The following is a 15718-nucleotide window of genomic DNA, read 5'->3' on the forward strand; positions in this document are numbered from 1 at the left end:
AGAGATCAAAGTGGTCATTTTAATTGAGCTGGATAACGGACATTTCAATTGAGCCTTGACAGATTTTGTTAGAACCATTTAGTAATGTCACTTTTTATCCAGATAGAAACGTCACCTTAGAGTAAGCTAAACTGAATGCAATTCTAAGGGACTCAACGGATGTTGGTGACCATGTCAGATAAAGAGATTCATCGCTTACCAGTGATACAGGCTGTTTGTGAAAAGCGTCTACGCCGTCGCAATGCAGCGTCACAGCTTGGCATCTCAGAACGTCAGGCGCAACGGCTTATCAATCGTTACCGGATTTCAGGTGCTGAAGGACTTGTCAGCCGCAAACGTGGCCAGCCCAGCAACCGCAGGTTGACCGAATCTCTCAAACTACGCGTGCTCAGACTGATACGTGAAAACTACAGCGATTTTGGACCCACGCTGGCCGCTGAAAAACTCAGAGAGCGCCATGATATCCGGCTTTCAATCGAGACCGTCCGCAACTGGATGACGTCTGAAGGACTCTGGGTTCCGCATGCTCGCCGCAAGTCACGGGTTTATCAACCCCGACATCGGCGTGATTGCCTGGGTGAACTTATCCAGATCGACGGCTCCCACCATGACTGGTTTGAAGGCCGTGCGCCAAAATGCTGCCTTCTGGTATTTATCGATGATGCCACCGGCCGTCTGATGCATCTGCGGTTCAGCGAGTCAGAAACAGCCTTTGACTACATGCTGGCAACCCGGGAATACATTGAGCAGCATGGGAAGCCGGTATCGCTGTACAGTGATAAACACGCAATATTTCGCGTCAGTGGTCCGGAGAACCGCAATACCACCGTTACCCAGTTCGGACGTGTCCTCTATGACCTGGCAATCGAGCTTATTTGTGCCAACAGCTCTGAAGCTAAAGGCCGCGTGGAACGTGCGAATCAGACACTTCAGGATCGGCTGATCAAGGAAATGCGTCTGGACGGTATTACCGACATTGAAGCCGCGAATGCCTGGCTTGCCACTTTCATCGTTGACTTTAACCGCCGGTTTTCACGACCGGCAAGGTTCCCGAAAGATTTGCATCGTCCGGTGCAGGAAAGCCCCGATGAATTAAGAGACATCTTTGCCTGGCATGATGTTCGTACCGTGTCGAAATCACTGACCTTCCAGTACGATAAGATCCTTTATCTCATTGACCCAACAGAAGAAAATAGCCGTCTTGCCGGTGAAAAAATTAAAGTACTGGATTATCCCGATGGCACCCTCGCCTTCCACTATGGGCATCGTAGCCTTAAGTGCCAGGCATTTGATAAGCTGGCCTGTGTCGACCAGGGGCAGATTGTTGATAACAAACGTCTCGGAACAGTACTCAGACTGGCTCAGGTAAAGCAGGATGAGCGGGAAAGCGAAGGCAAACGGGAACGAAGCAAAAAATCGCCCAGCCGTAAGGCTCAGGTGCGCGTCCAGGAACAGCTCCGGGCTATTAATCCCGTTCTGGCAGACCCGAGCTTGTTTGTGGCAAGTTCAAAGCGATAGAATCGACCATCAGTGCTGCAAAGTACCGGAACAGTGAGCACCCAAAAGGATACTTGAGATGATTAAATTCCCGACTAAAAAGCGCGTTGATTTGTATAAAAATGCTGTCAGTTCTGAGCAATTACATCTGGATCTGGCTGCGGCTCAGGAGTTCATGTTCGATGCCTGGGAAACTGATGACCTGGACGTGGTGCTGAAACTCATCAGAAAAGCTATCAAGAAATCCCCGCTCTGTGCTGACGCATACTCATTCTACTGCGAGATTTCTCAAGAACCTCCTGAGTCAAAAATCGGGAATCTGGAGACGGCTTTGTACGCAGCCAGCATTGCTCTGGGCGAGGATTTTCAGGAGTTCGCAGGACGTTTCTGGGGATTTGTCGAAACACGTCCATATATGAGAGCAAAAGCAGCTTTGGCTGATGCCTTATGGGAGTCCGGTAATTTCTACCCAGCCATGACTCATTGCCGCGAAATGCTCAAGCTCAACCCGAACGACAACCAAGGCATTCGCCATTTATTAACTGGTTATTATCTCGAGCTGGAAATGGTGGACGAGCTGACCTTACTATTGAATGATTATTCAGAAGATGTGTGCCCGTGTCTTCAATATTCACGCGCCCTCCTCGCCTATCGGCAGTCATCTCCAGATGCCGATGATATCGCTAAAACTGCGATTGACTCTAACAGATACATTCCCGGCTTGTTATCGAAGTGCAGATTGCAGCCTAAGTTTAACAGTGGATATATTACGTTAGGTGGATTAGATGAAGCCATTGATTTTGTGAATAATAATATAAAGCCTTGGCTCAGAACTCCAGGGGCTATAAAATGGTTGAATAACTTCATAGAGTAAATTGTTTGATGTCTCAACTTTTTTCAGAAAAATAATAGTTACTTTTTCCGCCATGCAATGACTTGTGTAGCTAAAGCTGAAATGTATAACAATGAATTCAAGCAAGAGACAAGTACATCTCTAGCTAGACTGTTTACTTGGTCATTCAACTCTTCATCTTTATAATAATGATGCGCAAAGTAATTCCTTGATGTGATAAACTTAAAAATCTGTTCAAAAAAATATTTTTGTTCATTAGACCAATTCTTCCCTGTATTACAAGAGCTAAGTTTAGAAAAAATATCCTCTAAGCGTTCATTTAATTTTGTCAATTTCCAATTTGCATTATCTGAAATTCTATTAAAAACAGAGGCACTTATATCATCCTGAATAAATTTTGGCAATCCTAGAAATATCGTCCTTAAGTCATCTGGACTTGGTTCGTTAGATATAGAACTAAATATTTCCCGGATGACTATTTCCGTTCTTATTGAAATAAGTAGTAAGTTGTCAATAACTCTAGACTGAATTAACTGGATATGTGTTTTGTTGTTAATCGATTTATGTAGATCATAAAAACCTCTAATCCAGGGACTGAAACTCCCAAATGACTTGAGGTAATCATATATTTGAGTATACCTACAACTAGGGATCTGATGCTCAAGACTCTTTGAATAATGAGGAACATATTTTATAAATGATGACGAAAATTTCAATTCTTCAAAATCGAGAACACCTTTCAATTCTGACCACTCTCTCATTTCTCGATCATTTTCAGAATAAGACCATTTTTCGATTACCTCTGTTTCACTCATCCCCGTATAGCAAAGCCATTCAAATAAATAATAAATGTCTTTCTTTAATAACTCAATAGCCTGTACATAACTGGTTATTGTTGATGTGTTATATTTTCGTTTCCATGTTGAATGAATTTTAAGTAAAAGGGTCATATCAGATTGAAGATCTAAAATCGAAGATTTACAGTGGCTCAAAATAAATTCCGATATTTCACCACCTGTAAAACATTCTGTATTGTTAGCCAATCTAATTCTGGTCATGAAAGATTTGTACAGCGCTATTCTATTAAAAGTATCACTATAATTTTTAACCCAAAACTCATTTAAGCAAAAGAAGGTCTTTTTAAAGAAAGCAATTCCTCTTTCACTATCTAAATATCGATCTATAAATTTACAGTTCTGGACAGTTTCAAAAATAACGTATGATCGCCAATAAGCCAAATATGATTCATATGGTCTAAATTTTCGCCCGTTCGCATGTTCTTTAACCTCTAAAGCAAAGGGGTGTTCTGATTTGTATCTATTAAGGAAGGGGGTTTTTAGAACAGTATCATAAGGATGCAAAAAATCATTCAGATTTGACGACTCAATCGGTAACATCTTTAGGTTGAAAAATTTTGCATTGCTTGTTGTTTCACTATTGCTATCCTCTTCATTGAACCCGAGAACAGGATAGTTTTTCCATTTGTTGAAGTATTCAACTGGTAATTTTACAAACAACTCATCTGTTTTAGCCCCACTGATGATTAAATCAACCAGTTTGATCCCATAGGGGAGTTTTGTGATATTGAAATTCTCTTTCATGAATGACAAGAACTTGCCATCACAAAAATTCGAAGACGAATAATTGTGGGCATTAATATTTAGGTAACTTAAGTAATAATCACTTTCGATGAGGGTTATCTTCCGAAGCATACAAACATCATCTCTTGTCAAATGAATAATAGCCTCCATTCTAAGATAAAAATCAATTACTTGATATGCTTTAGTGTATTTAACTTCATTTCTTTATATAGCTAATAGCTGTAAATATCCTGTTAAACGGTAGATTCGCTTTAGAAACAGTCTTCCGCTAGGGAGCACCATATGTAAACACAAGGTCATTACCGTTCTGATGTGCAAGCGATAGGGACGTCTGCCACAAAGTGGAAATAGCCCACACTCATTAAATGCCGTTTAAGAAAGGTGTCATTTCTACCTTGCACAAGAAGGTGACACTTTAAAATTGCATTGACAGATTTTGTAGTAGATATATTTTGATATCTGTTCGAAGCCCATCGGTCAAAATGAGCATGAATAGCGGCGGCGTTTTTTAATATAAAGCCGCCTTAGATAACTACATCATTTTAAGATTATAATATTGCACTAAGCTTTTTAACTTGTCATCTAGCCCATTATTAAGTGGTGTGTATATTGTTCCAAGTGCTTGAGGTAATACTGGATGAGATCCAGTGATGAAATGCTTAGAAGAAACGGTTTTTACTAATGTTCCTGCTTTGTCGTGTGGGAATAAAACAATCAGCAAGTCAATTGGTGTTACTGAGTTGTCGTTTGATAGAGAATGAATATTAAAGAGATAGCGTGGTACTAGTTTAGGAATATCGTAATCCCGTACATTTCTTGCATCTTTATATTTAGAATCAAGGATTAGTGTTAATGATTTTTTCCATTTTTTTGAATGTATTTTAATTACAAAGTCAGGACAGAAATGATGTTTTCCATATAGAGATGTGGCATAGGAATTGCTGGTATCGATCAAATCGCCTGGACGTGTTGAGCTTGCCATTGGAAAAATCTTTGGCTCATATAAAAGCTCCACCTGGAAAGTGTCTCCAGAGAACATAAAGTGATTATTGACTGCTCCGGTTGGCCTGTTAACCGCTACCCCACCGAACCCATTGGTTTCAGAATGCTCTCGGTATGATTGAAGGCTTAAACTTACTCCGAAAATTTCGGAGATACTCTTATGGAGCATGATAAGGCTAGTTATTTCATAAACAATAGACAGGTTTTTCAACCCGAATAAAAAATTAGTGTCATCAAAAGCAGGTGCTGATGATAAGTTCGCAATATTTATTAATCTAAACGCTTCTCTATAATGTCCTTTTTTTGCTACAAATGCTGTTATTTTAGGAATGATGTTTGGGTTAATCTTAGAGTTAATTATTTTTTTATAAAAAAACATCAATTTCTTCACTAAGGCATGATTTTCTTCAATTTCCTTTATTCGCATTTTTAAAGCTATCTTCGCATATTTTGTCATTGTATGATCAAAGCGAACATATTCAGTATCAGAGTAGCCAACCTCTTTACTTGCGAACTCTGAATAATGTTTTGTTAAAGCATATAAGAACTTATCAGCATTGTACAAGAATGAGTTTATGACTATATTCTCATAGACATTCGTGTCATCAATTAGCACTTCCTTGGGTTGTTCATCAAAATGATAGCCACGAGTGTTAAAGTATATATTATAATTCTCCGCTGTAGAGGGAGATAATTTATCTAAATTCGTAAGTGCCCAATATACAGAATCAGGCCCCGTTGGTTGCCCATTTTGCGACAAAATGACCTTCTGTTTCCAGTGGGTTTTTTTGTCATTAATAAAAGAAGGTAATGTTCTTGATAAATAGTTCACAGCATAAATCACAGCATCATACTTGCTAAACTTATGTTCTTCATCACTATTAAAGCCACCTCCGTTTTTGCTTCTGGAAAAACAAATGGCTACAGCATCATCAACATTATCGCTTATAAACCCCAACATTTCTTCAGCTAACTTTGCATTTTCTTTTCTAGCTAAAATATTGAACCTAAATGTTAGAGTTTTCCCCTCGGATTTTTCAAAATAAATTGTAACCTCGCTTTCACCAAAAAAGTTAAAGAAGTAACGTGATGAATGAGAATATGATGGTTCGCAAGTTACAAAATGACACTCCCCATGTGGGGAGTTTTCATTTTTTAAAAACTTTGTTGGGATATCGCCGATTACCATAACTGGCTCACCAAGAGTTAGCAGGTCATGCTCACTTATAATTAAGTGGAAAACGAGCTTGTCATTTTCCCTAACCTCATAACTACCACTGTCTGTTAGTGGTATTCTGAATTCATCATTATCATTATAAATGTTTACATAACAATCAATCATAAATTATTCCCATACCCAAAGAGATTTTGACTTCCATGATTGATACTTCTTTTAAGTAAACGACAAGATCTTTCCATTTCCTCTGGGAGGATATTTAACAATGCTTCTAACCTTTTACCGAAACCTTGCCCATAACCATTTAGTAGAGGTAATATATGTTGAGATACTGCATAGTCCAATGCTAAGTATCGGCTCTCCATAGACATCAAAGGACCTGCGATATTATAATAATATCTTATGGCCTTTATTTTTCTGTACGAAACAATAATTGGAATGCCAAATTCCAATCTATCATCACGTAAAACACTTATTATTGATAATAATGTTTGTTCAACATCTTGCGGGATTTCTAAACTTGTTGGCTGAAATGCTTTTATAAAATCATTCCCAGATATTGCTTCCATTAGTATATTTGATTTAACTTCAGACTCTTTAATGACAACATCATAATTATGTTCAAAGTCATCAAAGTTGATAATGGCAGCTCTATCTAATAATCTAGGTGTCAGCGTCTGTACCGTTTCATCTTGGTTTATAGTACCTAGGAATCTAAGATACTCAGGAACTAATAAGTATGGCTCGTCAGGATTCCCGGTAGCAAGGGTACGTTGAGATTCAGGATCTGCCATTTCTAGGAACGGGCTAAAATAATGTTCTGGTTGAGACAAGTTAAATTCATCTAAAAGAATTATTGCAGCCGCAGATTCCACATTACTCATCTTTTCGTTATGTAAGTGAATAAGGAATTCATAGAGACCTGTTGATGAAGAGGTAAATGACTGGGATAAAGCATTATAGAAACCGAGAACATCCCTAAATGATGACCAGCCTCTTGCTACTGGAATGTTCAATAAACGATTATGAAGGCCTAAACAGTTCCCAAGCATTTTAGCAAGGGATGTTTTACCTGTTCCAGGTAGTCCGCTAAACAGAGTAAATTGCGTTTGAGAAATAGTTGTTAAAATATTGGCCGCAGTTGAATAATCTGTTTTGCGGCCTTGTTTATTTAAAGCATCCAGTACACTATCTATAATCTCTTCACGTAAATCTTCTGTCTCGATATTATTTTGTTGCTTTCTAATAGTGACATTAAAATCTCTTTTTTTAGAGTTGCTTTTCGGTCTAACACCACAGAGAGCATCAACATCAGGTTTAAGTTTTACCAAGCGACTCGTTAGAGCCTCATTGCTTTCTTTTAATTTTGAGGCTACCTCTTCAACTTGCTCCTGCATGCGTTTCATTCTATCACGAGCTCTGTCGCGATCTTTTTCGAGATCATCTATTTCTGTAGTAAGTTTTTCTAGATTTATTAGCTTAGAGAGTCTCTCTTCTTTTATTGTGATATCCGAATTTAAACTTTCTAGTTTATTTCTTTGTTCTGATAATTGTATATCAAGTTTTTTCTGAGCTTCTTCAGTAAGTCCTGGGAGTGAGTCTGTGTTATTTATCTCAATATCATTACGTTCGCGCGTTTTTTTTCTTATTTCGAGTTCAAGAGATTCTTTCTTATTATTAAGTTCTGCTATTACCTCAGTTAATTTAGAGGTTTCATTGTTTAACCTACGAGTTAAATTCTCTTTTTCTTCCTTAAAGAAAGTATCCCGATTTTCTTCAATGAAGCTTTTAACAATCTGCTTCCCTTTTTCCGTTGATATAAAACTATCTAATAATTCAACTCTTGTTTCATCCCATCCTTCTGCATTTTCTAAGCAATTGAATAACCTATTAAATCTTTGAGGAAACGCTCTAAATTCCTTGGAGGATGAAAAATGCTTACGTATTTGAGATATAGTTCCTTTAGTAAAGCTTCTTATGTCAGAATTTTGAGCTATTTTGTTGCCGTACGTCGAAATAATTTGATCGTCGGAGATAAAGTCAATCACATCATCAATTTGTTCAAGGTTTCTCTTTATGTTTGATAAATATGAAATTTTACTTTTAGAGTTTTTTGCTATATTTGCAATGCATTTTTGAATGCCAATTTTCCCAATGTGATATTGTGGAATTCTATTTAGAGGGGTATTTATAGGTTTTAAGTTTAATGTGAATGTGTCTGATGATTCATCATGATATGATGTAAAATCGAACGGCCCAAATATATAATCATTTTCTTCAATAACAATAGTCTTTGTTGTTGGTTTTTTTTCTGTGACTATAATAGGATCTTCAGGCAAAGGGAGTTTTTCATTTATAATCTGACTGACTTGGAGTCCTTTTATTTCCTCACATGCATTAAATCTTGTAACATATTTGCAATCGCCTTCTTTTTTTTCGAAGTTTGTTGGGGAACAAGTGGCCTCGAATAAGTTGTCTTTAAACTTGTCCTTAATTTCAGAAAAACCACCTGTTACGAATACTTGTTCTGTCTCGCAGAAAAACTCGCTTTGATTTATTGGTATTATTTCACCATTACTAAATACTTCATAATATGCTTTTAACTTTCCAAATTGATCTTCACGTTCACCATAAAAAGCTTGGTCAACAGTACATAAAACTTTCCTATCATTAACATTCATTTGTAACTTCCATTCTTCTGATGATTAGGATTTATCCTATCACTTTCATGCTTCTTATCAATTTTTTTGTTTACTTATTAAAATGTACCTTTGAAAAAGTAGAGCTTCTGCGGTACGCTTTGCGGGACCATCATCCCCGATTATTCACGCAGCGCGCCGGACGTTTTCCGGTCGGACCGGAGCCTGACATGAGCCTTCTATCTGATGACGAACCGGAGCGTAATCTTCTGGCAGAAGCGTTCCCGCTGGATGAGGAATTTCTGCCGGCGCTGTCCGGCCCTGACGCCCCGGTTAATCCGGCCCGGGCCTATCTCCTGTCCCTGAATTCACCCCGCAGCCGGCAGACCATGGCCTCGTTCCTCGGGATCGTCGCCGGGATGCTCGGGGCCGTAAGCGCGGACGCCTGCAGCTGGGGCAGCCTGCGCCGGCATCACGTCATGGGCATTACCGAGCTGCTGCGCGACACCGGCCGGGCCACGGCCACCGTCAACACCTACCTGTCGGCCCTCAAGGGGGTGGCGAAGGAAGCCTGGATGCTCCGCCTGATGGACGTGGAGAGCTTCCAGCACATCCGGGCGGTGCGCAACCTGCGCGGCACCCGGCTGCCGTCCGGCCGGGCCCTGCCGCCGGAGGAGATCCGGGCTCTGTTTACCGTCTGTGAGGCCGACCGCAGCTGTCTGGGGCCAAGGGATGCAGCCATGCTGGCGGTCATCCTCGGCTGCGGCCTGCGCCGGTCCGAAGCCGTTGGCCTGGATATCCGTGACGTTGTCACGCAGGACAGGGTCCTGCGGGTGCTGGGCAAGGGGAATAAGGAGCGCCTGGCTTACGTTCCGGCCGGGGCCTGGGCGCGGCTGCAGATCTGGATCGATGCAGTCCGGGGTGAGACGCCCGGGCCGCTGTTCACCCGCATCCGCCGCTTCGGGGATGTGACCCTGAACCGGCTCACCGACCAGGCGGTGTACCATGTCCTGCAGGTGCGCCAGGGCCAGGCCGGGATAAGTAAGTGCTCTCCGCACGATCTGCGGCGTACCTTCGCGACCGCCATGCTGGAACAGGGGGAGGATCTGATCACGGTGAAGGATGCAATGGGCCACGCCAGCGTCACCACCACCCAGCAGTACGATCGCCGCGGGGAAGAGCGTCTGCGCGCCGCCCGGGATCGCTTAAACCTGACCTGATGCTTAACATGTTATTAAGAACGCAAGTTAATAACATCCGATCTACGCCCGGCAGGAGGAACCATACTCACTATGGTACTGCTGCGGCACCTGCGGTAGGGTAATACCGTCGGTCATCCCGCTTCCCATCTGAGCCGGGGGGTTTAGACTTGCGGGGTGGCCGGCGTGTTTTTCGTTCCCCCGTGATCCACAGATACGACCTCTGAACTGCTGTTGAGCGGGATGATACACCGGTTCCTGTCAGGAAAACCGGCTCAGTACAGCCAGATATGACCGCAAGTGTTTTGCCCTGCGAAGGACGAACCGCGCCTTCACTTAAGGGTATCCAGTCAATTTGTGCCTTCATGACTGCGCTCATAGCCCCGTGCCTTTCCGGAGAACTCCACACCATCTGATCAGACCGCGTAGTTCGGTGACCTTAGGGTGCGTGTCCGGTGCATCATCTGGCAGGGGTAAACCGGAAGGGTTAAAGAGCTTTACATCCGCGCCCATCGCCGTCAGCAGGCGACCGGCTTCTTCCGCGGCAAAGCGGCTGTAGGAGCGCTCCCTTACTGAACCATACAGGATCAGAATCCGTGGTGGCTCCTGCAGGTGCAGGCGTTCAGCGATGTGTTGATCAAAACATTCAGTATCTAGGGCAGAAAATTGTTCCATTTTTCTCCTCCGGAGAGAGCAGATGATTTAAAAGTTTATACATATGATTTACCATATGTATTTTCTAAAGGGAACGGAGAGAAAAATGCTACAACCTGTTCAGCTTTTCAAAATCCTCTCGGATGAAACACGGCTCGCCATCGTCATGCTTCTCCGGGAGACAGGAGAACTGTGCGTTTGCGATATTTGTGCAGCCACCTCCGAATCGCAGCCCAAAATCTCGCGACATATGGCTATCCTGCGCGATGCTGGGCTGGTTCTTGACCGTCGGGAAGGAAAATGGATCCACTATCGTCTGTCACCCCACATACCGGCGTGGGCAGCTGAGACAATCACGACGTCCTGGCAGTGTATGCGGGAGGATGTGCGTGAATGGCTGGCTAGATTAGCCTGCACCTCCTGCTGAGATAGGAAATTATATTTACACAATCATATATGATGGAGTCTGAGATGCTTTTGGCAGGGAGTATATTTTTACTGACGCTTGTACTGGTGATCTGGCAGCCCAGAGGCCTGAGTATTGGCTGGAGCGCGAGTATTGGCGCTATGCTGGCTCTAGTAACCGGTGTCATCCATATCGCTGATATTCCCGTTGTCTGGAATATCGTCTGGAACGCGACAGCGGCATTTATAGCAGTCATCATCATCAGCCTGCTGCTTGATGAGTCCGGGTTCTTTGAATGGGCCGCACTGCACGTCTCGCGCTGGGGTCACGGACGTGGCCGCCTGCTTTTCACCTGGATAGTCTTGCTCGGTGCCGCTGTTGCTGCGTTGTTTGCCAATGACGGCGCCGCGCTAATCCTTACGCCGATTGTGATTGCGATGCTGCTCGCTCTGGGGTTCAGCCAGCGCACGACACTGGCCTTTGTCATGGCAGCAGGATTTATTGCAGATACGGCCAGCCTGCCGCTCATTGTTTCGAACCTGGTGAATATCGTCTCGGCGGACTTCTTTGGTCTGGGTTTTACACAGTACGCCTCCGTTATGATCCCCGTGGATATGGCAGCGATTGCGGCCACGCTGGCTATGCTGCATCTCTTCTTCCGCAGGGATATTCCTGCGACGTATGACGTTTCACTGCTGAAGACGCCTGCCAGTGCGATAAAAGATCTGGCAACCTTCAGGGCGGGCTGGATTGTCCTGTTATTGCTGCTTGTCGGTTTCTTTATTCTGGATCCGCTGGGGATCCCTGTAAGTGCGATAGCGGCGGCTGGCGCAGCAGTGCTGTTTGTGGTGGCGAAAAGAGGCCATGCCATCAACACCGGGAAAGTTGTGCGCGGTGCGCCATGGCAAATTGTTATTTTCTCGCTGGGCATGTATCTGGTGGTCTATGGCCTGCGCAATGCAGGACTCACGGAGTACCTGTCCGGCGTGCTGAATCTACTTGAAGACAAGGGCTTATGGGCAGCGACGTTCGGTACGGGCTTCCTGACGGCGTTCCTCTCATCAGTGATGAACAATATGCCGACAGTACTTATTGGCGCACTGTCGATTGAAGGGAGCACAGCAACCGGCGTCGTTAAAGAGGCAATGGTTTATGCCAATGTGATTGGCTGCGATTTAGGCCCGAAAATCACCCCGATTGGCAGTCTGGCAACCCTGCTGTGGCTGCATGTGCTTGCCCAGAAAAATATGACGATCACCTGGGGATATTACTTCCGTACTGGCATTATCATGACTGTGCCCGTGCTGTTTGCCACTCTTGCCGCGCTGGCGTGGCGGCTCTCTGTCACTTTGTAATGAGGTACCGATATGAGCAACATAACCATCTATCACAACCCGGCCTGTGGCACCTCGCGCAACACACTGGAGATGATCCGCAACAGCGGTAACGAACCGACGATAATTTATTATCTCGATACGCCTCCGACCCACGATGAGCTTATTAAACTTATTTCAGATATGGGGATTACAGTGCGCGCCTTGCTGCGTAAAAACGTTGAGCCTTATGAACACCTGGGTCTTGATGAAGATAAATTTAGTGATGAGCAGTTGATTGATTTCATGCTTCAACATCCGATCCTGATTAATCGGCCGGTAGTCGTTACGCCGCTTGGTACTCGTCTTTGCCGCCCTTCAGAAATAGTGCTGGATATTCTACCGGAAGGTCAGAAAGGAGCGTTTACCAAAGAGGATGGTGAGAAGGTCATTGACGAAACGGGGAAGCGGGTTAAGTAATCTGTCCACTTCAAAATATCGGACGCCTGTTCACACTATGCAGGCGTCCGCTTTTCGCGGCTTTGTTGAATAAATCGAACTTTTGCTGAGTTGAAGGATCAGATCACGTATCTTCCCGACAACGCAGACCGTTCCGTGGCAAAGCAAAAGTTCAAAATCACCAACTGGCCCACCTACAATAAAGCCCTCATCAACCGTGGCTCCATAACTTTCTGGCTGGATGATGAAGCTATTCAGGCCTGGTATGAGTCAGCAACACCTTCTTCACGAGGCAGACCTCAGCGCTATTCTGACCTTGCCATCACGACTGTGCTGGTCATTAAACGCGTATTCAGGCTGACCCTGCGCGCTGCGCAGGGCTTTATTGATTCCATTTTTTCTCTGATGAACGTTCCGCTACGCTGCCCGGATTACAGCTGTGTCAGCAGGCGGGCAAAGTCGGTTAATGTCAGTTTCAAAACGCCCACCCAGGGTGAAATCGCACACCTGGTAATTGATTCCACCGGGCTGAAGGTCTTCGGTGAAGGCGAGTGTAAAGTCAAAAAGCATGGCCAGGAACGCCGTCGTATATGGCGAAAGTTGCATCTGGCAGTTGACAGCAACACACATGAAATCATCTGTGCAGACCTGTCGCTGAACAATGTGACGGACTCAGAAGCCTTCCCGGGTCTTATCCGGCAGACTCACAGAAAAATCAGGGCAGCATCGGCAGACGGCGCTTACGACACCCGGCTCTGTCACGATGAACTGCGGCGTAAGAAAATCAGCGCGCTTATCCCACCCCGAAAAGGTGCGGGTTACTGGCCCGGTGAATATGCAGACCGTAACCGTGCAGTGGCTAATCAGCGAATGACCGGGAGTAATGCGCGGTGGAAATGGACAACAGATTACAACCGTCGCTCGATAGCGGAAACGGCGATGTACCGGGTAAAACAGCTGTTCGGGGGTTCACTGACGCTGCGTGACTACGATGGTCAGGTTGCGGAGGCTATGGCCCTGGTACGAGCGCTGAACAAAATGACGAAAGCAGGTATGCCTGAAAGCGTGCGTATTGCCTGAAAACACAACCCGCTACGGGGGAGACTTACCCGAAATCTGATTTATTCAACAAAGCCCCGTGGCGATTCAAAATACGCTGATCCCGCCACTCGAGTTCTTCCATGAAGCAGATGACCTTCGCCGACGCCGAGTATGCCGGCAAGGGCAAGCAGACCCGCAAGGAACTGTTCCTGATCGAGATGGATCAGGTGGTGCCGTGGAAAGGGCTGATTGCCCTGATCGAACCGCATTATCCGAAAGGCGAAGGTGGTCGCCCGGCGTATCCCTTGATGGCGATGCTGCGTATCCATCTGATGCAGAACTGGTTCGGCTACAGCGATCCGGCCATGGAAGAAGCGCTGTACGAGACGACTATCCTACGTCAGTTCGCCGGACTGAGCCTGGAGCGTATTCCTGACGAAACCACCATCCTCAACTTCCGTCGTCTGCTGGAGAAACATGAGCTGGCAGCCGGCATCCTCTGCGTGAACAATGGCTACCTGGGGGATCGCGGTCTGTCGCTGCGCCAGGGCACTATCGTCGATGCCACGCTGATCCACGCGCCCAGTTCAACCAAGAACCAGGACGGCAAGCGCGACCCGGAAATGCACCAGACCAAGAAGGGGAACCAGTATTACTTTGGCATGAAGGCGCACATCGGCGTTGATGATGAATCGGGGCTGGTACACAGCGTGGTGGGCACGGCAGCCACCGTGGCGGATGTCACCCAGGTCGACAAACTGCTGCACGGCGACGAGAACGTCGTCTGCGCCGATGACGGCTACACAGGCGTCGAAAAGCGCTCCGAGCATGCCGACCGAGAAGTGATCTGGCAGGTCGCAGCACGCCGCAGCACCTACAAGATGCTCGATAAACGCAGCGCCCTGTACAAAGCCAAGCGCAAGATCGAGAAGGCCAAGGCGCAAGTGCGAGCGAAGGTAGAGCCCCCGTTTCGCGTGATCAAGCGGCAGTTCGGCTACACCAAGGTACGTTTCCGAGGGCTGGTGAAGAACACTGCACAACTGGTGACGCTGTTTGCCCTGTCGAGCCTATGGATGGCCCGCCGACATTTGCTGGCAAGCGCAGGAAAGGTGCGCCTGTAATGCGGAAAATGGCCGTCGCAAGGTGCTCGCGACGGCTGAAAGCACCGAAATGAGCGAGTGATCCGATCGTTTTTGATCGGTTCACCGCTTTCAAAATCAGCAGTGGCTGAAGTCAGCCGGAAATACAGGACTACTTCAGACCATCCCTAGCTAGGGCTCGTAGTTCGGCGCAAGGCTGAAGTCGCTTGGCTGCTTCGCTGTGCAGATCCATGACCCACTTTCCATCAAACTCCCGGTTGTAGTTCCACAAGCATCTCGCGAGTCTTGCCGGCCCGCTCCACTAACAAGACCACAACATCTCCAACGTTCTTGTCGTCTAGCCGGGCCTGTAATGTGGTGACGTCGTCAACGGCGATACCGTCGATGCTGATAACGCGATCGCCGGGCACGATGCCGCCTGCGGTGACCTCGACGCCGACGAGCCCGGCCCTGTGCGCCGCCGAGCCCGGCGTCACGCGCAATACGAATACGCCCTTACTGCCGGTCAGCGCCTGCAGACGCGTGTTGAGCTGCTCATCCACCTCGATGCCCAGCGCCGGACGGATGTACTTGCCGGTCTTTATGAGTTGCGGCACCACGCGCATGACGGTATCGACCGGCACCGCAAAGCCTATGCCGGCCGAGGCGCCAGACGGACTGTAGATGGCGGTATTGATGCCGATCAGCCGCCCAGCCGAATCGAGCAGCGGGCCACCGGAATTGCCGGGGTTGATGGCGGCGTCGGTCTGGATCAGGTGATCGATGGCCGGGCCGCCC

Annotated in this window: 12 protein-coding genes and 1 pseudogene; 8 read left to right on the top strand and 5 right to left on the bottom strand. The window is 45.9% G+C overall.

The annotated features are described in order from the left end of the window. Positions 1–171: 171 nt before the first annotated feature. Together BHE81_RS27705 and BHE81_RS27710 are read left to right on the top strand one after the other, a co-directional pair. Entirely contained in the window at positions 172–1518 is a 1347-nt protein-coding gene (locus BHE81_RS27705) for an ISNCY family transposase (RefSeq protein WP_077254682.1), read from the top strand. A 58-nt stretch (positions 1519–1576) separates the two neighbouring features. Continuing rightward, positions 1577–2371: a tetratricopeptide repeat protein gene (locus tag BHE81_RS27710; RefSeq protein ID WP_004187050.1), complete on the top strand. Its 795-nt coding sequence runs from the start codon at positions 1577–1579 to the stop codon at positions 2369–2371. A gap of 38 nt (positions 2372–2409) precedes the next feature. Here BHE81_RS27710 and BHE81_RS27715 read toward each other — a convergent pair whose 3' ends face one another. The 3 genes from BHE81_RS27715 to BHE81_RS27725 form a co-directional block, all read right to left on the bottom strand. Continuing rightward, on the bottom strand, positions 2410–3951 hold the full coding sequence (locus BHE81_RS27715; RefSeq protein WP_181949134.1) for a hypothetical protein: 1542 nt from the start codon (positions 3949–3951) through the stop codon (positions 2410–2412). Positions 3952–4483: 532 nt separating this feature from the next. Further along, positions 4484–6295 carry a hypothetical protein gene (locus BHE81_RS27720; RefSeq protein WP_110246712.1) on the bottom strand — a complete coding sequence of 604 codons (1812 nt, stop codon included), beginning with the start codon at positions 6293–6295 and terminating at the stop codon, positions 4484–4486. Beyond that, positions 6292–8811 carry an AAA family ATPase gene (locus BHE81_RS27725; protein ID WP_153938132.1) on the bottom strand — a complete coding sequence of 840 codons (2520 nt, stop codon included), beginning with the start codon at positions 8809–8811 and terminating at the stop codon, positions 6292–6294. The genes BHE81_RS27720 and BHE81_RS27725 overlap by 4 nt, the downstream gene beginning before the upstream one ends. A 188-nt stretch (positions 8812–8999) precedes the next feature. Here BHE81_RS27725 and BHE81_RS27730 point away from each other — a divergent pair, with 188 nt between their 5' ends. After that, on the top strand, positions 9000–9989 hold the full coding sequence (locus BHE81_RS27730; RefSeq protein ID WP_004187061.1) for a tyrosine-type recombinase/integrase: 990 nt from the start codon (positions 9000–9002) through the stop codon (positions 9987–9989). Between the two features lie 259 nt (positions 9990–10248). On the opposite strand, the pseudogene BHE81_RS27735 reads toward BHE81_RS27730, so the two are convergent. Next, positions 10249–10643, bottom strand: a pseudogene (locus BHE81_RS27735) (NAD(P)H-dependent oxidoreductase); the annotation flags it as partial. Between the two features lie 85 nt (positions 10644–10728). On the opposite strand from BHE81_RS27735, the gene BHE81_RS27740 reads away from it, so the two are divergent. The 5 genes from BHE81_RS27740 (at position 10729) to BHE81_RS27765 (ending at position 14962) form a co-directional block, all read left to right on the top strand. After that, the gene (locus BHE81_RS27740) at positions 10729–11049 is read left to right on the top strand and encodes a transcriptional regulator (RefSeq protein ID WP_026005941.1); all 321 of its coding nucleotides are present in this window, start codon (positions 10729–10731) and stop codon (positions 11047–11049) included. Positions 11050–11093: 44 nt separating this feature from the next. Beyond that, positions 11094–12383 carry an arsenic transporter gene (locus BHE81_RS27745; RefSeq protein WP_004187067.1) on the top strand — a complete coding sequence of 430 codons (1290 nt, stop codon included), beginning with the start codon at positions 11094–11096 and terminating at the stop codon, positions 12381–12383. A 12-nt stretch (positions 12384–12395) separates the two neighbouring features. Further along, complete coding sequence (gene arsC / locus BHE81_RS27750; RefSeq protein ID WP_032415024.1) at positions 12396–12821, top strand: glutaredoxin-dependent arsenate reductase; 426 nt, start codon at positions 12396–12398, stop codon at positions 12819–12821. A gap of 90 nt (positions 12822–12911) precedes the next feature. Continuing rightward, positions 12912–13880 (top strand): IS5-like element IS903B family transposase, encoded by a 969-nt coding sequence (locus BHE81_RS27760; protein WP_172622142.1) that lies wholly within the window; start codon positions 12912–12914, stop codon positions 13878–13880. 101 nt (positions 13881–13981) lie between these two features. Then, a complete protein-coding gene (locus BHE81_RS27765) occupies positions 13982–14962 on the top strand; it encodes an IS5 family transposase (protein ID WP_032415021.1) in 981 nt (326 codons plus the stop codon). 224 nt (positions 14963–15186) lie between these two features. Here BHE81_RS27765 and BHE81_RS28955 read toward each other — a convergent pair. Continuing rightward, a partial coding sequence (locus BHE81_RS28955) for a S1C family serine protease (protein ID WP_228268730.1) occupies positions 15187–15718 on the bottom strand: 532 nt, incomplete at its 5' end.

This window comes from Klebsiella sp. AqSCr, from assembly GCF_008452795.1.
Classification (GTDB): domain Bacteria; phylum Pseudomonadota; class Gammaproteobacteria; order Enterobacterales; family Enterobacteriaceae; genus Klebsiella; species Klebsiella pneumoniae.

What these genes read in the sequence shown, in the direction of transcription:
- BHE81_RS27705 (WP_077254682.1), top strand. Translation starts at nt 172, where the DNA reads ATGTCAGATAAAGAGATTCATCGCTTACCAGTGATACAGGCTGTTTGT.
- BHE81_RS27710 (WP_004187050.1), top strand. Translation starts at nt 1,577, where the DNA reads ATGATTAAATTCCCGACTAAAAAGCGCGTTGATTTGTATAAAAATGCT.
- BHE81_RS27715 (WP_181949134.1), bottom strand. Translation starts at nt 3,951, where the DNA reads ATGAAAGAGAATTTCAATATCACAAAACTCCCCTATGGGATCAAACTG.
- BHE81_RS27720 (WP_110246712.1), bottom strand. Translation starts at nt 6,295, where the DNA reads ATGATTGATTGTTATGTAAACATTTATAATGATAATGATGAATTCAGA.
- BHE81_RS27725 (WP_153938132.1), bottom strand. Translation starts at nt 8,811, where the DNA reads ATGAATGTTAATGATAGGAAAGTTTTATGTACTGTTGACCAAGCTTTT.
- BHE81_RS27730 (WP_004187061.1), top strand. Translation starts at nt 9,000, where the DNA reads ATGAGCCTTCTATCTGATGACGAACCGGAGCGTAATCTTCTGGCAGAA.
- BHE81_RS27740 (WP_026005941.1), top strand. Translation starts at nt 10,729, where the DNA reads ATGCTACAACCTGTTCAGCTTTTCAAAATCCTCTCGGATGAAACACGG.
- BHE81_RS27745 (WP_004187067.1), top strand. Translation starts at nt 11,094, where the DNA reads ATGCTTTTGGCAGGGAGTATATTTTTACTGACGCTTGTACTGGTGATC.
- arsC (WP_032415024.1), top strand. Translation starts at nt 12,396, where the DNA reads ATGAGCAACATAACCATCTATCACAACCCGGCCTGTGGCACCTCGCGC.
- BHE81_RS27765 (WP_032415021.1), top strand. Translation starts at nt 13,982, where the DNA reads ATGAAGCAGATGACCTTCGCCGACGCCGAGTATGCCGGCAAGGGCAAG.